The sequence below is a fragment of the Ruegeria sp. YTSC106 genome, assembly GCF_059609765.1.
The window spans coordinates 75,658-97,080 of the sequence record NZ_JBXWMI010000010.1; the positions used below are offsets into that span (position 1 = coordinate 75,658).

The window sequence follows — 21,423 nt, forward strand, 5'->3', positions numbered from 1 at the left end:
CTGACCGTCCGGCGAAACACGCCGAAAACACCCTTTATGTGCGTTCTATCACGCTACTGAGAGACCTTTCGCATGGCTGTTGAAAACGAGCGTAACGAGAGAGTTCATGAGTTGGAGTTTTCACACAGCCTCTCCGCTTCTTGCCAGTTTATGCTCCACGCAGCGAATGGCCACTGATCTTCACGTTTTCGCCGCTGAACAGCGGCATCAACCTGTAGACCAGCTCGTCAGGTGAAAGCCGATGTGCCAGGTCAGCAAGTTCGGGCTCACTGTCCGGGCTGATCGGTGCCAGGTTCAACAGGTTGCTGAGGTTGTGCGCAAAGCTGGGTGCTTTCACCGTTTCGATTGCTTGCGTTAGCTGGCGGTCCTCGGCTGTTTCTCCTTCATCGGCAGCCTCGCGCGGATCTTCGAAGTATCCGTAGCCAGCCACGCCCTGATCAAGATACCCGTCATACTCAGGAGGATCGTAAGAGCGTGGTCCAGTGACGGCCGCACGCTGTGACAAGGGCGGTTTGGCGGCAGGCACAGGCTCCGGTTCTTCGGCCTCAGCCGATTTTGAAGTGCCGGCATCCTTCAGGAACTCATCATATCGGGTCACAACGCTATCCTTGACCACAGGCACATCCGGCCAGGGCTTTCCCTTTTGACTGTCATTCAGGGCTATGAACCGATGGTCTTTAAAGTAGGACACCCGATTTGTGCGGATCGGGAACATACCCTTGCCGGTGATAATGACTTCTTCCTTGCCCAACCGACCGATTTCTTCAGGGGTGAGCAGCGCCCGGCTTTTTTCGGACCAGCTTTCCGACCGCCCGGGCTCTTTCGACCAGTTGCGCCCCGAGACGGATTTTTGCGTCACGGTCTTATTGCCAAGCGCCTTGGACAGCTTTTGCTTTGTTTCTTCGGAATTGGGCGTCAGCCAGACATGCAGATGCGAACTCTCTGTCAGGATCTCCTCACCAGCTGGCCCATAATGTTCCCGAAGGGATGCCGGCGATTGCACGATCAGGCACAAGCGGCCGCCATAGCCGGGCAGGGTGGTTACAGCATCGAGGACGCCCTGCATTTTCCCCAGCGAATGAAACTCATCGATCAGAAACAGGACGGGCAGGTAATCCTCACCCGAGGCCATGAGACGACGACGCAGCGCGTTGATCGCGCACTGGATGAACAAACGCACCAAAGGCCGCGACACCTGCTTGTGCGCCTCCGGTATCGAGATGTAGCAGGTTTGAGGGTCCCAACGCATCGATTCAAAGTCGAAATCATTGTTCTTTGTCGCGCGCACGATCGCGGGGTTGCGCCAGGCATTCAAACCCCCGCCCATCAACACCGACAGGTAGATCCCCAGCTGCTTGTTGTCCTGACCCGCCATGCGAAGCATCGCGCCCTTTGACACCGGATCTGGCGCACGTGGCGCAAGGGCGACAAACATGCCCTTGTAATCTGGTATCTCATCATCACCAGCCACTTGCGGGGTCAGCACCTGCAGCACGCGGCCAAGCGACGGTTCAGGTTCGTTGCAGACGATCGCCGCCGCGGCTTCAAAGATTTCCTGCGCATCTTCCATCAGCGACGCCTCAGCGCCGGTTGAACTTTTTGGTGCCAACAGCGCGGCACTGATTTCTGAGATCCGCACAAGCCGGTCTTCCAGGTCATCCATTGCCGCAATCTCAACCAGCGGGTTGAAGCTGTGTGACCGGCCGACAAGCGAGCCGTCGGGGTTGTTCGGAAACTGGACATCGAACGGCGACAGAACCCGCACCTTGTCGCCTTTTTCCAATCGCCGTCGCGACGTGGTTTCAAAAAGCTCACCTTTGACGTCATAGACGATGAGCGAACCGGGATAGTCGAGCAGGGTAGGGACAACGATACCGACACCTTTGCCGGATCGCGGTGGACCCGAGACAAGCACCGTGCCCTGATCATCTGTATGGGCGCGCAGATGTGGAGTTTTTTTCTCCGGTTTGCCCAGCTTGCCCAGCACCAGGCCCCAATCACTGATCAACCGTGCGGTGCGGATCTCTTTGGCTGTGGCCCATCGCGCATCCCCATGCGCATCAGTCGCCGTCACCCCAAACACCATTCCGCCGAAGAGATAGGCAAGACCGGCCCCGGTCATCAGCCCAAGCGTGATGCCACCCCACAGCACCAGGTCCCAATCCTTCTGGTGCAGAGTATTGCGCTGGCTGAGCAGGAGCCACGGCCGCCATGTTTCAATGTCTCCATTCACCTTCCAGGCAGTCAGAAGCGCGGCCCAGAGCGGGATGCTGATGACGCCAGCTGCAATCGTGTAAGGAAGGTGGGTCTTTGCCTGTATGGTGCTCATGGCATTCTCCTTCGGGACAAGAGTGTTAAGGGATGGAAAGCTCGAAAACGCTGCGGGGCACAACCGTGTTGCGCCCCGCCTGGACTGATGCTCATGGCGTCACATATAGAGGTCTCGCGATACGAACACGTTGATGTTCTCGCCCTGATTCACCCAGATCGTCGGCGGGATCGACAGGTATTCCTCAAAGGCATCCTGACCGGAATTCGCGAACCCATCGGTGCCGGTGGACAGATCGTTCTCGCTCAGAGTGCGATTGCCGAAGCTGGAAATCCCCGAGAAGATCGAGATGAAGAATGCCGCTTCAAACTTGAGGCCAAAGTGGTGCTGCACATTGCCTGTCAGACCGGCGCGGCCCAGACCATCCACACCACGCGACCCAATCATAATTGAGCGCTTATCCGTTGTGATCACCCGGTTCCAGGCCACCAGAACCCGGCGCTGACCAAGAGAGATATCCGACGAGTATTCTCCAATCAGTGTTGAGCCTTTGGGTATCAGGATCGTGGTTGCATCCGCCGACCACACATCTCGGCTTATGGTGGCTTTCAGTTCACCAGGAAGATCGGACGATATTGCTGTATCCAGAACGCCCGGAATCATGGTGCCTTGTGTGATCAGACGATGCACATCCTGCAGTTGGGTCGCCCGCGCTGTCTGGACGCTACGAGACGCAGCGGCATCGAGGAAATCGTTGCCTGTGCTGTTGTTCGCATTGCCGCCAGCACCCGCCCCAGCTGCACTGCGCCCAAGGCTATTGGTCAAAGGCTGGGTCAACCGGTCTTCTTCAGCCGTAACAGCAGCTTGCGCCGCATCGCCTTGCTGTGCCGGCTCAGACGCTTGGCCCGGTTCTGTAATCGGCCGGTTGGCCTGAATCCGCGCGAGCAGTTCCCGTTGCCGGCGTTCATCGGCCAGCCGATCCTCTTCAAGCTTCTTCAGGAACGCCTCAAGGGCCTTTTCTTGCCGTTCGGTGCGTTTTTCCAGCGCTGCGAGGGCCGCTGCTTCAAGATCCGAGGCGGGCGCTTGCGAGGAGGTCTCTTCATCGGGTACCACTGCCTGCGCAGCTGCAATCATTTCCCGCAGTTCGGCCAGCTCAGCCTCAAGGATGGCAACGCGCGGGTCTGGCTCTTGTTCGACCTGGGGCATAGGTTCCGTTGGCACCGCTCCAAAAAGGGTGCCCCCCTGATTACGCTGATCCGGCGTCTGGTTGACTTCTGGAATGATGCTGCCGCGTCGGCCGGTTTCATCCCCGCCGCTGTTGATCCAGAAGAACAGGCCAACAAAGGCTATAAATGCACCGATGCCGAGGATCATGGGCAGGTCCAGACCGCGTTTTTCCTCCTCAGAGCCTTCGATGCGGTTCTCAAGCAGTTTGTTTTTCTCAGACATCAGCGGTTCTCCCCACCTTGACCTGCATTGCGCTGTGACGAGGATGACGAAACCCTGCGGGGCTTATTCGGGTCGCGGTTTCGGTCGATTTCATAGAGAGGGATGTTGAACACGCAGACCACATATGGCCCGTCGCGCAGGACCAGGCGCGGATAAACACCCGTCACAACAATGGTGCCGTCTGCCAGATCTGTTGAGTTGACCAGACGTTCGCGCCCTTTTGCGTCCATTGCAAAAACAGCAGGCCGTACACTTTGCTGTTTCAGGCGCAGATACGTCTTGCGTCCATCATCAAAAGCCACTTCTGGCCGCAGCAGTTTGTCACCACTTGCGCTGTATTGCAGATTGGCAGGACGCCCAGTGGTATTGAATGCGGTCTGGATGTTACCGGCCTGTCGCGGTTTGAAGCCCTTTTTTTGATCCGGATAGCTGAACCGGTAGAGAAACCCGACATTATCAGGTGGACCGGCTTCACGCGCCTGAAGGAGAAACACATAGCTGCGCAGGTTGGTTTGCAAAATGAGGTTGCTCGCCTGCGAAGTGGCATGTTTGGCCTTCAGGACAAAGCCGTTACCAGCGGTGAGAGGGATAAAGTCCCAGGTCTTTGGATCGCCCCGGACCTCATCGACCATCTGTTCACCTTCCTGGAGGTGAATGCTGAGAGCATATCCCCTTGAAACATTGATCTTGTAAACCTCGTCAGGGTGATAGACGAGGGTCCGGACACGCGCGTCCGTGCCGGTTCCTCGCCCTTGTTGTTCAGCTGAGACAGAGGCCGCGCCAAGCGCCACCATCACAGCCACAGTGCAAATTAAACGCAGCATTATCGCGCCTCCTCATCCAGTCGGTAGTTGGCGACACAAAAGCCGGTTGGGTTGTTCCAACGTTCCTCAAGCGTCATGTTTCCGGTGCGGTCGAACTCGTACGCAATCGTCACCACGAAATTCCGCGTCGAGACCGGGGCGCCCTGTTGTTGGCGAGCGCTTTTCGTGATGCGCAGCGTGGCCGAGTTTCCGTTGTTCAGTGTGACAGACCGAATACGGACATCGACGCGGCCATAGTTCCCGTAGATGTTCATCGGGCTGTTGGGATTGTCCTCGTCATAAAGCGCGGCCAGATCCTCGGCGGCCTCGCCACAGGTCCGCCCATACACATCGGTCAGCCGTTCGCGCTGATCGTGCGCGTCATAGGTTTCCCGGTCGCGGGCATACTGGAACAACAGCGCCTGGGTGACATACTCATCATCGTCCAGTGTCAGATCACCAAGACGCGACTCCACGTTGACCAGGCCGGTGTGCTTATCGACAGTCATTGTGATGGGCACGACCTGTTTGAGCGGAGCCAGGCCCATGACGGCCGCAACGCCCATCACCCCGATCAGAGCGCCGACACCGGCCACGATATAGGCAATCCGCGCCCTGCGCCGCATCGAGAGATACATTTCATCTTCCCAGCGGTCGTGGCCTTCGTGCATGGTGGTTGTATCGGGCAGGGGAGAGCCCTGATATTGCCCGTCAGGATTGAGCGGATCGGGCCTCAAATCTGCTGCTGCATGTTGCATCTGGTGACTCCTCGTCTGTTGCGGGGCCGGCCCGCCAGTGTTTTCAATGAGTTTTGATCAGCTTCTGCGCCGTCGTGCGTCTTCGGCCATGCGTTCGGCCCCGCGCCTTACGGAATCCTGAATGCGCTGGTTATTGGCCTCTGTTGCAGAGGGTCGGTCAGCTTCATTAGCCGCACTCGCACGCTGATTGGCGACATCGCCGAGATTGTTGCCGCCAGAGTTTCCGCCCGTCAGCTGGCCGCCCAGAAGTTTCATACCGGCCTGACCAGCACCTTTGATCTGAGATTCACCAAGGCTCAACGCCGCGCCGCCAATTCGCTGCGCAATCATCGGACAGATAAGCAGCAATCCAGCGGTGATCCCGCTCATTCCGGCTAGCTTGAACATCTCCAACGGTATGTCTGCTCCGGAAGCAACACCCGCTGACACTGCGTCGGCTGTGCCTTCAGTTGCAGCGAGCGCGATGCCCATGACACCGAATAGCAGAATCTGGAACAGAACCAGCATCGTAATCCCACGCACCCAGCCGTTGAAAATTTCTGCGGAACTGCGGAGATAGGCCCAGACGGCCATAATCGGGAATATTGCAATCAGAATGGCCAAAAGAACTTTGGACGCCACAAGCAGCGCCAACGCGATGACAATCATGAAAAGGATCGCGACTGAGGCGATCAACGCCATCAGGACCACACCAAGAGCGTCTCCGCCCAGATAGTCCGTAACGCCGTACGATCCCAAAGCGGTTATGATGTTTCTAAATGCCGTATTGGCGAACTCAGCAAAGGCCGTTGCGATTCCCCCTGCAGTTCCGCCCCCGCCAAACTCGCTGATAATTGTGTTCCCGACATTGATAGGAAACTGTGTCAAGAATGGGTAAATGAACTGCGTCCAGAGTGCACCGCCCGAGACTGCGAGATAGAACAGTGAAAATCGAAAAACGAAGGTGATAAAGCCATCTAGAGAAAAACTTCCCCGGAACGCAGCCGTGACCGCCCAGACCGCCAGTGCAGCGCCGGCGAGCAGGGTCAGGAATTGAGCGCTGGGGGTCGCAAGCGCTTGAAACACCTGCTGCGACCCACCGTTGATAATGTTGTCAAAACTCTGATCTGTGCCAACAAGGAAGTCTCTGATGCTCATGACCCATCGTTCCTTTTTCTGAATTTGCGGATGCAGTCTTTCACAGCGCGGTCCGACTCATCGAATGCGTCAGTGGAAAACCTGTATTGCTCCGAGATTTCCTCGACGGTCATGCTTGTCAAATCATCGTCGATTTCGATTTCTTCTGTGATACGCAGATCCGGCTCTGGCATGGGTTCACCTGCAGTAAATGCAGCTTCGCATTTTTCTGCGAAGGCAAACCTGAGTTGAGCCGCCTTTCGCGCAATGGACACGTTCCATGCTTTGCTTAGCCTCGAGTTCTCCCTCTTCTCATCAGCCGTCAAAGCCAATGCAGGTTGACCCGCCGCCAGAGTGGTGGCGACTGTTGCTGCGATAAGAAGCGTGTTTGTGGGGAGGCGCATCAGTTTGATCCTTCAGGTCTGTACGCCTGGCGCGCGACGATATCCTGACCGCGCAGGCGCTGGTTTACGATTGCGGCGTCCAGCTGACCTTGTGCAGAGAGGGTCTGCAACAAAGTGGCGAGCATCATGCCATTCTCAATCGCTATGCGTGTGTTCAGATCAATGCTAGCTTTCAGATCATCGGTCGCGGAAATCTGCTCACGGTAGCCGTCATACCGCTCCATCGCTTCGCCAGCCCCGGCAAAGCCTTCTTCGGCAATCGCCAGCCCGGCCATGCTCGATCCGGAAACCAGATCATGTGACCTTGTGGCCGGATCTTCCACTGAACGTCCCAACGCCTGCAGCCCGCTCAGCGGCTGGAAATCCACCCGTAACTCTTCCATGTGATTGCTCAGGCGGCGGTTCACCGAATTGCCGGTCATGGAGAGCGTAGACAGGGACGAGGACAGTTTGCGTGGGGTAATGTCGCCGTTGAACAGGTTGGTGATCGTGTCGCGGGCGCCCGTGATGGCATTGTGCGTTGCGCGCGCCTGGCGCAATTGCTCCTGAAGCTCTTGCAACTGCAGCAGGGCATTGTCGAGGATCTCGGTGTTTAGACCTACCATTTCGCCGCTGGAATTGAGCAGCGCGATCAGTTCGGCATGTTCTGTGACGCTGTATGTCGGGACGCCCTGGGCTTGGGCTGTGTTGCCGTTCCCAACAATTCCGGCCAGTGCAAGTGCAACAACCGCGGCGGTGGTTTTAAGAATGGTCTTCATTGTCTTGTCCTTTCCGGGGGGGTCAGATTTTGCCGATGCTGAGCGGCGGGGTGGTGGCAAGGCCGGTCTGAGGGATCGGTTCAGCATCTGCGATATTGCAATTGGCCTTCAGCTCGCGGGGCGGATCGAGAGCATCACCGGTAATGGTGCAGGCTCCGAGAAGCGGCAGGCCAAGTGCGACGAAAACAATTTTGCGGATCATTGGGAGGTCTCCTCAAGGGGCATTGGGGGTCATGAAGGCGGCGAGCCAGCCATCCTCGCCATGCTCGGCGCGCAGCTGGTCCATCTCACCAACGCTGTCGCCTGTGGCGGACAACACCCGATAAAATTGCTCAGGAAGCTCAAGCCGCGTCGAGACCACGGCCGATCCGTCTCCGTCGTTGATCAGAGCAAGACGGGATTTCGGCGGCATCGTAGAGATGGCGCTGAACTCAGCCTCAGTGAGCCGAAATGCATCCACATAGGTCGCGCGGTCGGCCTTGGGATTGGCAAAGAAGATGCGGTTTTCCGTCGACTGGATCAGCGTGTCCGAGATCGAGGATTTGGCCGCATCCGACGTTTCCTGAGTCATGAACACGAGAATGCCATCCAGCTTCCGGATGGTTTTGATCCAGTCCTGGATACGGGGACCAAAGCGGGGATCGTCAAACAGTGCCCAGGCTTCATCCACCATGATGATCAGCGGTTTGCCCTGCGCCAGTTTGCGCTCGATCCGGTAGAACAGATAGTCCAGCAAGGGCAGCCGGATATCTGAGGCTTTGAGCAGCGCCGTCATGTCAAAGGCGGTCACGGACTGATCGAGGCTGAAACTGTCTTGAGGATTATCAAACAGCCAGGCGCGATTGCCGGAACCATACCATTTGCTGAGCGCATCGAGCAGCTGCACAGGCGCGTCCGCATCATCGACAGACCGCAGCGTGTCGGCAAAATCCGAGAATGTGCGCAGGGCCGCATCACCGTTGGCCAAGCGCCTGAGACCTGTTGCGATCCGCCGTTCCTGTTCCGGCGTCAGTTTGTCCGCACCCGTCAGGCGTTGAATGAAGCCCTCAAGCCATTCGATACCAACCTCATCCGTGGCAACAGCAAACGGGTTGAAGCCGAGGTTCATACCGGATTTCAGCTGAAGGTATGTGCCGCCAATGGCCCGGATGAAGGTTTCCGATCCCCGATCCTTGTCAAAGGCAATAAGGTGCGGGTGTTCGGGCAGGCGGTAGCAGCTCGACATCATGAAGTTCGCCAGCAGGGTTTTGCCCTCACCGGTCGCCCCAAAGATGGCCGTGGTTCCTGGCCCCTTGGATTTGTCAGAGCCTTCCCGGTGGAAAGAGAACCAATAGGGCGTACCGCCCAGCGTCCGGAACGCCGCCACAGGGCCGCCCCAGCGCAGTCTTTCCCGCGATCCGGTCGGCCAGGAATGCAGGTTGGCGAAATCGGCAAAGTTCTTGTCGGACACGAAGCGCTTTTTGCTGCGGGTCTGATAGGCGATGTTGCCGGGCAGCTGCGCCCACCAGGCCGCTTCCAACCCGATGTCTTCGCGCCGCGTGCGCAGATCCGCGCCAGTCAGACAGGAATTCACCCGCGTGGCCGCATCTTCCAACTCTTCGCGGGTGTTTCCCAACACAGCAACCGTGACGTGGTGCCGTCCAATGGACATGGCACGGGAGGCAACCGCGTCGCGCGCCTCATTCAGATCCTTTTGCAGCGATTCCGCTTCATCGCCCGCATCTTCCATGCCCCGCTTGGCGTCACGGATCTTTGTGCCGCCGGACACGCGGTCCATGGGCGAATAACATTGGGTGGCAATGAACTCGCAGCGCTCACCCAGCAGCTCATCGAACATGTAGTATCTCGAGCGTTCGGGATAAGCGTTGACCGCAAAGGCAGCCGCAAAACGATCCTTGTCCCCGCCCGGCGAAAGGCTGTGAACATGGTCTTTGCGGAAGGTGATACGCCCGTTTGGAACGGCGTCGGCCAGATGAGTCCAGACCGACGGAGCCTTTTGCCAAATCCCGCTTTGCAGCATCGAGAGAAATGACAGCGTGCGGCTGCGATCCGCCTCTGACCCGGTGAGCCGGCGCGCGCCAAACACCGACAGATCCCGCATGGCCTGTTCTGCAACCACATGCAGGGCTTTGCGGTTCTTTTCGCGGGTGGCGCTTGTTGCCGGATCTGTTGTTGCTGAGCGCAGAGACCGCAACCCCGCATCCAGCAGCCGCTTGCCGCTGGTGTAAGGGCGGCGCACGATCGTCACGAAGTGGCGCAGCTGATAGGTTTCGACCTGGTCCAGCTGGTCCCGATAGTGCTTGTCCAATTCTGCAGAGAAAGCGGGCTCGCTCACAGGCTCCAGCGTATCGGCCAATTGGATTTTGGTCCGGATAGTATGGCTATAGAACACTGTCCGGTTGTCTTCAAAACTGGAGGCCAGCCGAGCCAAGGTATCATTTGCGGCCTTGCTTGCCGCCCGGTCTGCGGTTTCGTGGATAAACCCCTTGAGTTCCAACACCGCCAACAGATCTCCGTTGCGGGTGGTGAATGTCCCATCTGACAGGAAGCGCACAAACGGGATATGCTTGGTGGCCGGCACCTCCCGCGCGCCGCGGCGCGCGGATGGCATGGCTTTTTGAATCTCGGGGTGCATGTTCATATCGGGTCAGTCTCCGGAGTAGGAATTGCCGCCCCAGTAGGGCTTGTTTGCGGTGAACAGTTTGCAGTCGGCCATGGTGGCGACATGATCCGGCAGATACGGATCGACGCTCACAATCCAGCGGGCGGCGGCATAAGACGGGGCGATGGCGAGCAATCCCCAGAAGCCCAAAAAGCCCTGCGTCATGATGAACGTCATCAGGGGAATGCTGATCGCCACGATGTGAAACGTCATCGGCATTCCGGCCCTCTCAGAAGGCTTGGTGATCGCCTGGAATATGCGGTTATCGTCGCTCATCAGGTTGCAAAGCCCTGAATGGCTTCGGCGATACCAAATGCACCGTAGAAGATGCCCAGCACCACGAGGATGACAAAGAAATGGCCCCATGTGACCGGCACGCGCGGGCTGGCGGCAGAAATCCCGGCCAGCGCAATGGCTGCACCACCGAGAAGAATACCATTGGCACCTGTCACAAAGGTGCGGATCTGGGTCAGGATGGACACCGGCGCATCAAACAGCGATTGCGCCATGGCCGGGCTGCTGAGTGCCACGAGGGCCAGCACTGTCAGCAATGTGACGCTTTGAGGGTTACGTTTCATTGAAAATAGTCTCCTTGGACTGGGGTGTTCAGACGTCGGGCGGTAGCCCGGCCCCTTCGAGAACGGTTGCGACGTAATGGGTGGTCTCCGAATAGGGCGGGACGCCCTCATAGCGTTCCACGGCTTTGGGCCCGGCGTTGTATGCGGCCAGCGCCAGCCGCCATGTGCCGAACTTCAGGAACATGGCTTTCAGATACCGCGCGCCGCCATCGAGGTTCTGAACCGGGTCATGCGGATCGACGCCAAGCGCGGCTGCGGTGGGCGGCATCAGCTGCGCCAGCCCCAGCGCGCCCTTGGGGCTCACCGCATTGGCGTTCCAGCGGCTTTCATGATGAACCAGCGCATGAAACAGGGGCACCGGAACACCGTGGCGTTTGGCGGCACGTTCGGCCTCTGCTGCCCATTCGCCTTTGGCGCGCGGACTTGCATTCTTTGAGACGACCTGTTCAGAATTGCCGCCATCCTCATAGTGCAAGCAAACCATTGCACCTGCCCGGAATGCGGGTTCCAGGCAGGTGCGGGTGGGGGCGGTCGCGCAGAGCAAGCGTCCTCCACTCAACAGCGGGCCATCACGGCCCGCACAAATTGCGGCCTCGTCATTCTGGGCGAATGCCGGGGCTGCTACTGTCGATAGAAAAACGAGAGATACGAATGTGGCTCTAGCCATGGCCGCTTGCTCCTTTCGGAAGAATGGGGCTATCCCACATCGTGTTGCGTTCATCGCCCGATGCGCGGCGCTCGTTTACCGGTGATGGCCTCACACTCTGACCGGTAGCGCCCCCCTCCGGTGGTCGTGAGTGATGGCTGGAGGGGGACGCGCCACGATGCGGGAACGGGCGCATTGGCCCATCATCGAACCAGCTCCAGCTCGCATACCGGCCTTCTTCAGAGGCTTTGGTGAGCAGCGTCAGCGCCCCAGCATCGTCGGGGTTGTTTGCAACAAAGACGGCAATCGGATCTTTGGAATCCAGCAGCACAGCCGATGCGATCGGTGCGTCCACAGGCAGGTTGAACCGCAATTGCTTCTGAAACGCGCGGTTCTGTTCGGTCAGCGCATTCAACACTTCCAGTTCGCGCAAGCCTTCAAACGGAATCCAGTTGTCCGTCACCAGCATCATTCCGATTTCATGGAGAACTGGATAACCCGCCTTTGCCATTGAAAAGCTGGCGATCAGGATGGCATGGCCGGACCCCATCGCTTCAAGAAGGAGCAGCTGTTCCCCGAACACTTTGTCGAACTTTTTGGACAGATCCTCATCTGCGAAGAACGCGCAATCCGGGGCATGTTTGAACATGAACCGCGCCCCGTGCGCCGAGGTTTCCTTGCCCTTGAATTCCGCGACCACCAGACCGAAAGGCGTTGCACCGCGGCCCGCTGGGCGTAGGTTTGCAAAGAGCCGGTTTCGTCTGGCGGCAATCTCACCTTTGGTCTCAGGCTTGAAGTATTCCGGCACGTAGAGAATGTCGGGCATCTCTTGCCCTTTGACGATCTTGCCAGCCGCCGCGCGGCACAGAGCATGATGGATCACGCCCCAGAACCGTTTGCCCTCCATCCTGGGATACCACTTGCCCAGATCAGCTTCATGCCAGAGGAATTGAAGCACGCTCGTGATCGTCAGCTTACGCGGGGCAACCTTGGCCTCGGGTGGTTTCGCGCTGGTATGTTCGGGGGCGGTGCGGCTCTTGCTGTTCTTGCGCAGCGCAAAGCCCAGCTTGAGCGTGGTGGTGCCATCGTCAGGATCTTCTGTGATCGCCGACGCCTGAACCTGTGCCAGCCCTGACAATTCTTCAGGCGGCAGGAAGGACGGGCAATCAATTGCATGATCGGGCCCGGTTCCGGGCATACGCTTGACGATGAATTTGCCGGCGGTCGCCGCGATGTACATTTCCGGGGCCGGAATGCGACAGCGGCATTCAATTCGGGTGCCTGCGCTGTATGCGGCGGTCAGAGCACTTTGTCCGCTTTCGCTATCCACCGAAAGGGGTTTGTTGTTCAAAAACAGTGTCATTTGGCACCTCCTTTCCGCCTGTCAGGATTAGGTCAGCAATACTTACATAATTAACATAACAGTCATTATGGGGCGTAGTTCTGGCATGCATGAGCGCGCACCTACCGGACCCCTGAAGACCGTTCAGAAGTCGCTATTGCTTCCGAAGTCAGAGGCATTGACTCCGGCGCATTTGCTGTCCTTGTTGGGAGCAGCATCGAGTGTTGCTGTATTCTTCATCGCTTACGGTTCTCTCTTGATGTTGAGGAATGCCCTGGTTCGCATTGGGGCGTTTCTGGTCCTGTCGATTGCGCCAACAACCGACAGGACCGTTCCTTGCTCGATTAGTTTCTTTCCTTTTCCTGCATTTTTACTCCAATCAGATGCACCATGACTGGCGCTTGCCGCCGTCATAGGGTCGCGCAAGACCTTCGGAAATCAGGATGACCCCGACGTCCTGCCCGGCCACACGTCCGACCGCCAGAAAACGGTCGTGCTTGTCCAGTTCTGGTTTGATGACCAACTTAATTTGACCGGCTGTGTCGATGAGGCCTGTGAGCCTGTCTTTCGCCTTCAGCCCCAAAGCCTTTTCCGCATCACATTGTGGACGGTAGGTCTCAGGCGTATCGAAGCCGACCAGGCGGTAGCGGTCATCGCCATGGTCGATGGTGTCGCCGTCAACTGCAACAACTTCCGAGGCGCGCAGGACCTTGGTCGTCTGGCCGAAGTGATGGTTGGCGATCAGCCCCCCGGCTATCACCGCGCAGGAGATAAGGAGCTTCTTCATCCGCCCTGCGCTCCTTCATGCAGAAGAATGATATGATCAGAGGCGAGTGGGCGAAGGACATCAAAAGGTTCGTCCCCTACCCCGTGCCGGGACGGGCAAGCAGTGCTTGAGCAGTTTCTAAGGTAGGAGGCCCTGTGCAGGCCTCGACTAGAGTTAGGGCTGAGTGTCCAAGGCCAGGGCTGTTTCGAGTTGTTTGGGTGAAACTGACTCGATGGAGAAATCCGGCTTAAGGCACAGGAACCGGCCATCACCAAACTCTTGGTGGTGATTGATGAGGCCGGGCCAAAGGACAAGCTCACGCGGGACAGCACCTGTCCTTGAGATCCTCGATTTACAAAGCGCACCAACGTAATCTGGTGATGTGTAAATGCAGTGGTATTTTGGCCGGTCATGGGACGCAAATCCGATGAATTCGTAGCGGCACGTAAAGGGAATTTTGTCTTCCAGAAAGCCCCGGACCATATCAATGGTTACCACGGTATACTGTCTCTTATTGTCCGCCATGGCGATCCCCCTTGGACCGCCTTCTACACCCAAAATTTGTGATGGAAAACTTATGTTGTGTCAATCTATTAAATTGAGGTGATACATTAAAATGTGAAAAAACTGGAAAAGTGTTCTGACTCTGATAGTGTGCCGCAATATATGAAAGGAGACCTTATGAGACACAAGACACCCATGATCCGAAGCTTGTTTGCGGTTGGTACGCTCGCAGTCGCAAGCGTGCCCGCCACTGAGGTCAAAGCCTATCCCATTGACTGTGCAATCTTCTTATGTCTAGCTGGTGGATGGCCGACCGATCCCGACTGCAACGCGGCAAGGGCCGAGTTCATTCGTCGCATCACGCCCATGCCGGTTGAACCACCATTGCAACTTTGGCGATGTCCGATGGGCGTGGTCTTGGGCACTTCCAATCTCACGCCGATGCAACGCCTGGAAGCAATTAGGGAGGTCAGTGCCACGCCTTTCCCTGAGCTGCCCCAAGAAGAGCAAGAACCCTCAGTAATTGTTGAAGTATCATTTGCCTTAGAGTCTTGGGCCAACCCCGGACCCGCCTCCCCTAGCCTACCCGCGCCAACACTTGCAAACGTTGATCTATCATCTGCAGATTTTGATGTTATTCGCTCGATCCGTGTTTGGGATGTCCGTCACTACAGCTACAGGATCCGTGAACGCGAGGGCCCATGCACAACCCGCTTGGATATGTCCGTCGGGACCTACGACGAAAACGCCAATTTCCACTGGTCAGATCGCGCGCCAGGCCCCCGTCCTGATTGGCTGCCCCTGAACAAGGATAGGTGCCCGACCTATTTCCGTGGCGTTGGCGTCGAGTGGTCGGACATATTTGGGAACTACGATTACGAACTGGTCCGTTATTAGGCGACACAAGCTACGGCAGGATACCGCCACACCGCCGGCCAAGATCAACCCAAGAGTTAAAGGCCAGATGAGACGGCTTGGGTTGTTAGCAACCCCAAGCCTAGAAGGGGCAGCTTGCCAACACTATTCTGCTGGCGTCGCAGAAGCACCATGTTTGGTAAAGAAACCGGCAATCTCGCTTATCACATCGCCCCCTACTTCCGAGGTTTCTGTCAGCACGTCGTGCTTGGCATTGCGGATCATCGAGAACTCACCGTTTGGCCATGCCGCCATTCGACGCTTGATCGATGAGTTGTCCACCAGCTGGTCGAGCTCGCCACAGAAGGTTATGCACGGGATGTCGGGGGAGGGCATCTTTGAAAGGCTCCGGCACTCGTATAGGGCCGAATAAAGCCATGCCATTGTTGGTCCACCTATTTGTAGCTCGGGGGCTTTTTTGGCTTGATCAACCCAATAGTCATACATGGCGCTATTGTGGGTAAGGTTGTTTTCCTCAAATGGTGTCTCCAACACGTAAATCTCACTGCTCTCACCTGGGACGTATTTTTGTCCTATCCCAAATTGCTTGAATGCCCACGAAAGGGGCCAAGCTGCGATACGCTGTGCAGCGGTCATTCGTATCCCCCACATCGGGGAGATAAATGCAGCAGACGCAACAGGCAGGCCGTTGAACATCGCCCGGAGACCGATACAGGCACCCATCGATACGCCAATCAGGAAATACGGCTTCGGTAGCTCTAAACTGTTCGCTGCCTCGATGAGAGCCTGAACGTCCTTCTGATAATCTGAGAAGCTGTTAATGTGGCCGGCCAAAGGGTCATCGGCTATGCGGTCCGAAAGCCCTTGGCTTCGCCAGTCTATGACAGCGGTTGCAAACCCATGCCTTGCGAACGCCTTTGCAACGCGCCCATATCTTTCCACGTAGCCAAACCTTCCCAGCATGAGCAAAATAGTACCTTTGCTCTCGCCTTCGCACCGATACGCGCCCACACGAACACGTACATTGTCTTCGGTCTGCATCCAGTAAGCATTGCTGGATGCTGGCCCTTCCGCCATTTGATCGTAGAATTCTGCCTCTATCATTATCCACCTAGTAGGTTCTCAGTTTCGGTCCCGATAGCACGTGTAGTGAGGCGATGGCACTGATACCAACAACAATAGAAAACCCAGTAAACCTCCCAACTAGCACCAAACTAATCGACAACAGCGCGATCACACCCAGCATCTCAAACAATGTAAGATAGTCCCGTGTCGACTGCTGAATCCGGTCGTAAACGGCCAAACGCTCAAAAGAGCTTCGGATTCTGAGAACTCCAAAAATGAAGACAGAGACCGTTACAGCCATCATCATGAAAGTTGTGAAATGGCTAATTGAGCTATTCACCAATAAGCCATTACGCAATGAGGTCGCATCAAATGCACCCATCATGTCTATACTCATCCAAGAGAGGAAATCTGAGCTATCAGAAGACAGGTAAGTAATTTGAAGCTTTACGAGCGTGGCCAACCACAAAGCAAAGACAACAACCCTGAAACCGCCCCAAACGATTTTCTGTCCTTCTTTGCGGACCTGGCGGCCCTCGATTTCGTTGTCTTCAACGTCAAGCGTCATACAGATATCTTGGAAGTCCAAGACGATTATGACAAAGAATAGGAGGCCAAACATGAAAACTGCGATGTATGACGCGGTATACAAGTAGCCCACGAACGATAGCACCATTGCTTCCTCGATAGAGATGACTTCTGGCCGAACAAGCGCAACAAGGTACCGATCGATCTGAACGCTGTTTGCATCTCCGGAAAGGTAAGCAGGCAAGTAGATCCCTGCCCACTGAAAGCCGAACACGAAGAGAAGGCAAAAAAGGGCAATTGCCCAAAACGAGAACGAGAAATTGTTCACTTTAACATACCAGGCCGCGTTGCCTGGGCCATCAATTGACGTCACGCCTTGCAAAATGCACTTCGAACGACCGACCCGCTTCCAATAGGTTGTCAATTCGCTCACGTAATAGATGAAAGCCGGGAGAGCCACCAACGGCAAGACGGTCAGGGTTGGGGCCCAGATAAACCCGACTTGCTTGTCCAGACCTTCGAACGGGCTGTATGTGACACTCAGAGTGTCAAAGACATAGTTCATCAGTCCCAGCCCGCAAAAAACCAGCCAATACACGATCAGTAGGTTCATTGACGCTGCACCACTCAAGATCTTTTCGCATCTCTCGGCAAGGGTCTTTGGATGATGCTGTAAGCCATAGATCCCGCTGGTGTCAGTCGGTACAGAAGACGGCTCGGGAAATTCTCCGACCGGAATAGCTGGGGCAGGCCATGGTTTCGCTGGGGTTGGATCTTCTACAGCCGCTTCTATGGTTTGGCGCTTCTTCTTACTTTTGATTGCCTTCCTTTTTGCCATCAGCCGCCTTTGCCCAGCGGTCAGCTCAGAGCGCCACGCTGTCGTGGCTTCAGTGTCGCCACCACCGAACACCCTGGCTAACAAATTGATGCTCGGAGCACTTATTCCTTTATCATTATTTTCGAACCAGTGCTGTACGGCACGAAGGTCAACACCGGTCTTGTTTGCCTCAATCTCAGATAGAGCAGCCGCAAGCGTTTGCGGCGTCCAGGTTCCGATCGGCAAACCATCGCCACCTATCGGCAGACCTACGCCGATATCCGTTGCGTACTTGAACAGCTCCTTAAAGTCGCTGCCATTTTTCGGCGGTAGGGCAGATTTTCTTTTCTTGTTTTTCAAGTGCTTGGCTAACTAGCTCTCATATCTTCTCGTATGATCTCGTTCCGTTTCGTGGCATTGTCAAGCAGCTGTGGCAATCAACCTTAGTGATAGCGCGGCAAATAGACTTCTCGTGTTCTCAACAACCGATAGTTGAAGACCTAAAACGCAAACAAACGCCCGAGGACAACACACATGCAACTTACAGATATTGGGCAGAGCACCCTAGATTTGCAGCAGACCGGCGAAGCCAGGTTGCAAGAAATCTGCGACAGATATGTGCTGACAAATGCGTCTTATGCACACATCGACACGTCTCTCCAAATCGTTCATGGGTGCACAACCTTCCCTACAGATTGGGTGAATTACTACACGGACAACAATCTGATATTGGCTGATCCACTCATTCGATATGGGGCGAACACTGTTGCGCCGTTGGAGTGGTCAGCATATTCCGCACAACCCGAGTATGCTCCAATGTTTGAGGCTGCAAAACGCTTCGGCGTCGGTTGCCAGGGGATATCAATTCCCACAATCGGCCCGTTCGGTAATCTTGGCCTTTTCACTGTCACCTCCAACCTACCCGCCACGCGCTGGCAATCAAAGGTTCAGAAGCTCCTCCCCGAATTGCGACACGAGGCCCAGCTTCTGCACCTCTTGGCACTGGATGTAATCGACATTACCCTCGATTTCCCCGCGGAGTCTTTGTCTGGGGATGAACGAGATGTCCTTAGAATGTTGGCGGCTGGTTTGTCTCCGCAGAGCATCGCCCGCCAAATTGGCTTTTCCTCCGGCCTGGTCAACATTCTTACGGACTCTATTATGACCAAGTTCAGGAGCAATACGATTGAGCAGGCTGTCGGACGCGCTGTGAGTGTTGGAACACTACTGTGGACCGACTTCTTCGCAAATCCGGTATTAGAAGTCGTCGATCGGGATCAACGTGTACTACTTGGCGGGATAGTGTACTGGACCCGTAATAACTATGAGATCATCTCCTTTGATCGGGGTCGACAGGTTCGGGATCTTGCGAGCTTTGTACCGGTCGAAGCGGCGAGCTTGTCAGAGCGGTTTCTTATTTCCATCGAGGCCATAGCTGGCGCATTTGGTGAAGATGCAGATCGAAAAATTTGGGTTAAGAACCTATGAGTAAGTTTAGCGGGTTTGGAACAAAGCTTCTTCGACCGCTCAAGTTCGGAAGTAAGGACCAACCACCTGCTCTTGGATGTGGCAGGTCACTAGTGATACGCGGCACCAGCTCCGGCATAGACCGGTTGGCGGCAATTGAGATGGCTGGAACTCAAGGCTTGCGAAAACAGCGAAAGAGAAGCGTGCAGCCAACCAGGGCTCCGATGTTTGAGGTCTCCACCCTGTCAGGCTGCACTCCCGTTCCGCGGCAACTGGGACATTTCTACTTTGCACAACCAGTGACATTTCTACTTGGTTGCAAATTTGCCAGTTTTCGCGAATGTATTTTGCATAGGGTTTTGCGTCAGTCATGTACACTGAAAATCAGTGGGTTGCGCGAATGAAGTTCAGTGCTGCAAAAAGGGTCCTTTTCGTCGCCCCATGATGGGACCGCGCGCAGGGGCAGGCAATGACCAGTAGAACCAACGCGATAAAGATCTAGAACCCCAGGGTGCACCAAAGGCAAACGGCGGGATAGGAGTGATGGAAGTCGGAGGGTCTAGTCCAGGGCGTGGATACTAAGCTAGCTGGTTTTCAGCGGGCTAGACGCAGGAGGTAAAAGCTACGAGAATAGACAGTGGCGGGGGTACGAGTAGAGCCCTTACGCTGACTAAGGTTGCGTCCTAGATATGAAACAGCCTGGATCAGTTCAAGGCTTGGTGAACCTCAGGTAGGCACTCCACCGAATTGCGAAAATGGCGACTCTAAAGGTTGGCGGAGATGCGAACACAATCAAATCGAAGACAGATCCTCGGCGGCCTAACTGCTCTAGGCGCAAGTGCGCTGATGCCGTCGGTAAACCAAGCGGCCGCACAAGGTGCGAGACCAGCGCTGTCGATCCCACGCCAACTGTTTGCCAATGCTGATGGGGCAATCCACTTAACCGCGCAGACAGGCTCGATGACATTTGGCGACCGACCCCATACTTCTACGTATGGGATCAATGGCAGCTTTCTTGGGCCAGCCGTACGGGTAAAGCGCGGTGATCAAGTTGTCATGCATGTAAGGAACGCCCTGCCCGAGCCCACGACCATTCATTGGCATGGCCTGATTATTCCTGGCCAGGTCGACGGTGGACCGCATCAGATAATCGCGCCTGGAGAGAGCTGGCAGGCGCCACTGTCGATTGATCAGCCCGCGGCGACGCTTTGGTTCCATCCGCATATCTATCCCGCCACTGCCGAACTGGTCATCAAGGGCTTGGCGGGATTATTGTTAGTTGACGATGATGAAAGCACTAGACTTGGATTGCCTTCCACTTGGGGCATAGATGACATTCCTCTGATATTGCAAGATCGACGGTTCAAGTCCGATGGCGATTTCTTTCACCGATTCAACCTCGCTGCGGTGACAGTAGGCTATGTCGGCGATGTCGCACTTGTTAACGGCGCAGAATACCCGATCGCAAAAACGGCTAAGGGATGGCTGCGCCTGCGTATCCTTAACGGATCCAACGCGCGCAGCTATCGGTTGGCAGCGTCCGACAATCGCGCGTTGTTTGTGATTGGATCGGATGGAGGGTTGTTGGCACAACCGGTGCAATTGACGGAACTTGTTATACATGCTGGCGAGCGATACGAGGTGATATTGGACGCGCGCAACGGTAAGGCATTCGATCTTGTGACCCTGCCAGTTGAGCAACCTATCATGCGATTGCCGCCCTTCGATTTGGCGTTGCCCATGGTCTCGATTGATCCCAGTGGACCTATAGGCAATGGTGTCCTGCCTGATACATTGGCCGCAATGCCCGCGTTGCCGTCCATACCTCCACCGACTAGTCAGACGTTGACAATGAATATGAATCTAGACCAGCAGGGAATGAAAGCTCTGATGGACGCCGGACTAATGGGCGTAACTAAGGGATCCGCAAGCAAAACCGACTTACAGAAGCTGACGGACCTAATTGAAAAAGAACCTGTGCTTTCGGAAGTTGATCAATCGACGGCGAATGGTGTCAACGGGTCTTCATTTACACTGGATGCCAAACCCTTCGAAGCCGAACAGAACACTTTGCTACGCTGGCGGATCAATGAAAACAGTGACGCAATGATGCATCCGGTTCACATCCACGGTTGCCAATTTCGTCTGTTGACCATTGATGGTACGGCTCCACCGGCTCATCTCTCGGGTTGGAAAGATACTGTTGCCATATCCGACGGAGGTTCAGCCGAAATCCTCGTACACTTCCCTCATTCAGCTGGGACGCAGACGCCATATATGGCGCATTGCCATATATTGGAGCATGAAGACTCTGGGATGATGGCTCAGTTCACTGTCGGTTAACAAACGTGTGTCGCATGTCTTTGAAAGGACTGGAACGACCACGTTTTTTTGGGCATTCTCGAAAGCTCACGATAAGATGCTAAGATGCTTAGCCGATCTGTCCGCTTGCAACCTTAGGTTACAGTTAACCTTAGGCTCCAGACTTCAGTAACGGGATCGTCCACGCCAAGGAATATAAGCAATCAATATAAGCCGCCAAAGCGGAGCTTTTGTTTGTCTCGTCCGTTCGGCTTTTTCGCATCTTAGAATGTGACGTTTTATTCAACGCTGGC

General features: G+C 55.8%; 19 protein-coding genes. 2 read left to right on the top strand and 17 right to left on the bottom strand.

Annotated features, from left to right (window positions below; translation table 11 throughout):
- Positions 1 to 148 precede the first annotated feature (148 nt).
- The 17 genes from AC2FEB_RS14655 to AC2FEB_RS14735 all read right to left on the bottom strand — a co-directional run bounded on the left by AC2FEB_RS14655 (position 149) and on the right by AC2FEB_RS14735 (position 17,701).
- Positions 149 to 2,329, bottom strand: coding sequence for a type IV secretory system conjugative DNA transfer family protein (locus AC2FEB_RS14655; protein WP_496852705.1), 2,181 nt, complete (start codon positions 2,327 to 2,329; stop codon positions 149 to 151).
- Positions 2,330 to 2,428: 99 nt separating this feature from the next.
- Positions 2,429 to 3,718, bottom strand: coding sequence for a TrbI/VirB10 family protein (locus tag AC2FEB_RS14660; RefSeq protein ID WP_496852706.1), 1,290 nt, complete (start codon positions 3,716 to 3,718; stop codon positions 2,429 to 2,431).
- On the bottom strand, positions 3,718 to 4,542 hold the full coding sequence (locus AC2FEB_RS14665; protein ID WP_496852707.1) for a TrbG/VirB9 family P-type conjugative transfer protein: 825 nt from the start codon (positions 4,540 to 4,542) through the stop codon (positions 3,718 to 3,720). The genes AC2FEB_RS14660 and AC2FEB_RS14665 overlap by 1 nt, the downstream gene beginning before the upstream one ends.
- Positions 4,542 to 5,279, bottom strand: coding sequence for a VirB8 family type IV secretion system protein (locus tag AC2FEB_RS14670; protein WP_496852708.1), 738 nt, complete (start codon positions 5,277 to 5,279; stop codon positions 4,542 to 4,544). The genes AC2FEB_RS14665 and AC2FEB_RS14670 overlap by 1 nt, the downstream gene beginning before the upstream one ends.
- A 57-nt stretch (positions 5,280 to 5,336) precedes the next feature.
- On the bottom strand, positions 5,337 to 6,416 hold the full coding sequence (locus AC2FEB_RS14675) for a type IV secretion system protein (protein WP_496884192.1): 1,080 nt from the start codon (positions 6,414 to 6,416) through the stop codon (positions 5,337 to 5,339).
- Positions 6,413 to 6,799, bottom strand: a complete 387-nt coding sequence (locus AC2FEB_RS14680; protein WP_496852710.1) for a hypothetical protein — start codon at positions 6,797 to 6,799, stop codon at positions 6,413 to 6,415. Before AC2FEB_RS14680 ends, AC2FEB_RS14675 begins: the two co-directional genes overlap by 4 nt.
- Positions 6,799 to 7,557, bottom strand: a complete 759-nt coding sequence (locus AC2FEB_RS14685) for a type IV secretion system protein (RefSeq protein ID WP_496852711.1) — start codon at positions 7,555 to 7,557, stop codon at positions 6,799 to 6,801. The genes AC2FEB_RS14680 and AC2FEB_RS14685 overlap by 1 nt, the downstream gene beginning before the upstream one ends.
- A gap of 22 nt (positions 7,558 to 7,579) precedes the next feature.
- Positions 7,580 to 7,759 carry a hypothetical protein gene (locus tag AC2FEB_RS14690; protein WP_496852712.1) on the bottom strand — a complete coding sequence of 60 codons (180 nt, stop codon included), beginning with the start codon at positions 7,757 to 7,759 and terminating at the stop codon, positions 7,580 to 7,582.
- Between the two features lie 12 nt (positions 7,760 to 7,771).
- Positions 7,772 to 10,198: a VirB4 family type IV secretion/conjugal transfer ATPase gene (locus tag AC2FEB_RS14695; RefSeq protein ID WP_496852713.1), complete on the bottom strand. Its 2,427-nt coding sequence runs from the start codon at positions 10,196 to 10,198 to the stop codon at positions 7,772 to 7,774.
- A 6-nt stretch (positions 10,199 to 10,204) separates the two neighbouring features.
- Positions 10,205 to 10,495: a VirB3 family type IV secretion system protein gene (locus tag AC2FEB_RS14700; protein WP_496852714.1), complete on the bottom strand. Its 291-nt coding sequence runs from the start codon at positions 10,493 to 10,495 to the stop codon at positions 10,205 to 10,207.
- Entirely contained in the window at positions 10,495 to 10,797 is a 303-nt protein-coding gene (locus AC2FEB_RS14705; protein ID WP_159090194.1) for a TrbC/VirB2 family protein, read from the bottom strand. The genes AC2FEB_RS14700 and AC2FEB_RS14705 overlap by 1 nt, the downstream gene beginning before the upstream one ends.
- Positions 10,798 to 10,825: 28 nt before the next feature.
- Positions 10,826 to 11,464, bottom strand: coding sequence for a lytic transglycosylase domain-containing protein (locus tag AC2FEB_RS14710; RefSeq protein WP_496852715.1), 639 nt, complete (start codon positions 11,462 to 11,464; stop codon positions 10,826 to 10,828).
- A complete protein-coding gene (locus AC2FEB_RS14715; protein WP_496852716.1) occupies positions 11,457 to 12,806 on the bottom strand; it encodes a DUF1173 family protein in 1,350 nt (449 codons plus the stop codon). Before AC2FEB_RS14715 ends, AC2FEB_RS14710 begins: the two co-directional genes overlap by 8 nt.
- Before the next feature lie 358 nt (positions 12,807 to 13,164).
- Positions 13,165 to 13,572, bottom strand: a complete 408-nt coding sequence (locus AC2FEB_RS14720; protein WP_496852717.1) for a thermonuclease family protein — start codon at positions 13,570 to 13,572, stop codon at positions 13,165 to 13,167.
- A 153-nt stretch (positions 13,573 to 13,725) separates the two neighbouring features.
- Positions 13,726 to 14,076, bottom strand: a complete 351-nt coding sequence (locus tag AC2FEB_RS14725) for a hypothetical protein (protein WP_496884193.1) — start codon at positions 14,074 to 14,076, stop codon at positions 13,726 to 13,728.
- A 999-nt stretch (positions 14,077 to 15,075) separates the two neighbouring features.
- The gene (locus tag AC2FEB_RS14730) at positions 15,076 to 16,035 is read right to left on the bottom strand and encodes an alpha/beta hydrolase (protein ID WP_496852718.1); all 960 of its coding nucleotides are present in this window, start codon (positions 16,033 to 16,035) and stop codon (positions 15,076 to 15,078) included.
- A gap of 7 nt (positions 16,036 to 16,042) precedes the next feature.
- Complete coding sequence (locus AC2FEB_RS14735; RefSeq protein ID WP_496852719.1) at positions 16,043 to 17,701, bottom strand: RcgA family putative transporter; 1,659 nt, start codon at positions 17,699 to 17,701, stop codon at positions 16,043 to 16,045.
- A gap of 174 nt (positions 17,702 to 17,875) precedes the next feature.
- On the opposite strand from AC2FEB_RS14735, the gene AC2FEB_RS14740 reads away from it, so the two are divergent.
- Positions 17,876 to 18,829: a helix-turn-helix transcriptional regulator gene (locus AC2FEB_RS14740; protein WP_496852720.1), complete on the top strand. Its 954-nt coding sequence runs from the start codon at positions 17,876 to 17,878 to the stop codon at positions 18,827 to 18,829.
- A 759-nt stretch (positions 18,830 to 19,588) separates the two neighbouring features.
- On the top strand, positions 19,589 to 21,151 hold the full coding sequence (gene cueO, locus AC2FEB_RS14745) for a multicopper oxidase CueO (RefSeq protein WP_496852721.1): 1,563 nt from the start codon (positions 19,589 to 19,591) through the stop codon (positions 21,149 to 21,151).
- Positions 21,152 to 21,423 lie beyond the last annotated feature (272 nt).

What these genes read in the sequence shown, in the direction of transcription:
- AC2FEB_RS14710 (WP_496852715.1), bottom strand. Translation starts at nt 11,464, where the DNA reads ATGGCTAGAGCCACATTCGTATCTCTCGTTTTTCTATCGACAGTAGCA.
- AC2FEB_RS14685 (WP_496852711.1), bottom strand. Translation starts at nt 7,557, where the DNA reads ATGAAGACCATTCTTAAAACCACCGCCGCGGTTGTTGCACTTGCACTG.
- AC2FEB_RS14670 (WP_496852708.1), bottom strand. Translation starts at nt 5,279, where the DNA reads ATGCAACATGCAGCAGCAGATTTGAGGCCCGATCCGCTCAATCCTGAC.
- cueO (WP_496852721.1), top strand. Translation starts at nt 19,589, where the DNA reads ATGCGAACACAATCAAATCGAAGACAGATCCTCGGCGGCCTAACTGCT.
- AC2FEB_RS14740 (WP_496852720.1), top strand. Translation starts at nt 17,876, where the DNA reads ATGCAACTTACAGATATTGGGCAGAGCACCCTAGATTTGCAGCAGACC.
- AC2FEB_RS14660 (WP_496852706.1), bottom strand. Translation starts at nt 3,718, where the DNA reads ATGTCTGAGAAAAACAAACTGCTTGAGAACCGCATCGAAGGCTCTGAG.
- AC2FEB_RS14690 (WP_496852712.1), bottom strand. Translation starts at nt 7,759, where the DNA reads ATGATCCGCAAAATTGTTTTCGTCGCACTTGGCCTGCCGCTTCTCGGA.
- AC2FEB_RS14720 (WP_496852717.1), bottom strand. Translation starts at nt 13,572, where the DNA reads ATGAAGAAGCTCCTTATCTCCTGCGCGGTGATAGCCGGGGGGCTGATC.
- AC2FEB_RS14725 (WP_496884193.1), bottom strand. Translation starts at nt 14,076, where the DNA reads ATGGCGGACAATAAGAGACAGTATACCGTGGTAACCATTGATATGGTC.
- AC2FEB_RS14695 (WP_496852713.1), bottom strand. Translation starts at nt 10,198, where the DNA reads ATGAACATGCACCCCGAGATTCAAAAAGCCATGCCATCCGCGCGCCGC.
- AC2FEB_RS14675 (WP_496884192.1), bottom strand. Translation starts at nt 6,416, where the DNA reads ATGAGCATCAGAGACTTCCTTGTTGGCACAGATCAGAGTTTTGACAAC.
- AC2FEB_RS14730 (WP_496852718.1), bottom strand. Translation starts at nt 16,035, where the DNA reads ATGATAGAGGCAGAATTCTACGATCAAATGGCGGAAGGGCCAGCATCC.
- AC2FEB_RS14665 (WP_496852707.1), bottom strand. Translation starts at nt 4,542, where the DNA reads ATGCTGCGTTTAATTTGCACTGTGGCTGTGATGGTGGCGCTTGGCGCG.
- AC2FEB_RS14680 (WP_496852710.1), bottom strand. Translation starts at nt 6,799, where the DNA reads ATGCGCCTCCCCACAAACACGCTTCTTATCGCAGCAACAGTCGCCACC.
- AC2FEB_RS14705 (WP_159090194.1), bottom strand. Translation starts at nt 10,797, where the DNA reads ATGAAACGTAACCCTCAAAGCGTCACATTGCTGACAGTGCTGGCCCTC.
- AC2FEB_RS14655 (WP_496852705.1), bottom strand. Translation starts at nt 2,329, where the DNA reads ATGAGCACCATACAGGCAAAGACCCACCTTCCTTACACGATTGCAGCT.
- AC2FEB_RS14715 (WP_496852716.1), bottom strand. Translation starts at nt 12,806, where the DNA reads ATGACACTGTTTTTGAACAACAAACCCCTTTCGGTGGATAGCGAAAGC.
- AC2FEB_RS14700 (WP_496852714.1), bottom strand. Translation starts at nt 10,495, where the DNA reads ATGAGCGACGATAACCGCATATTCCAGGCGATCACCAAGCCTTCTGAG.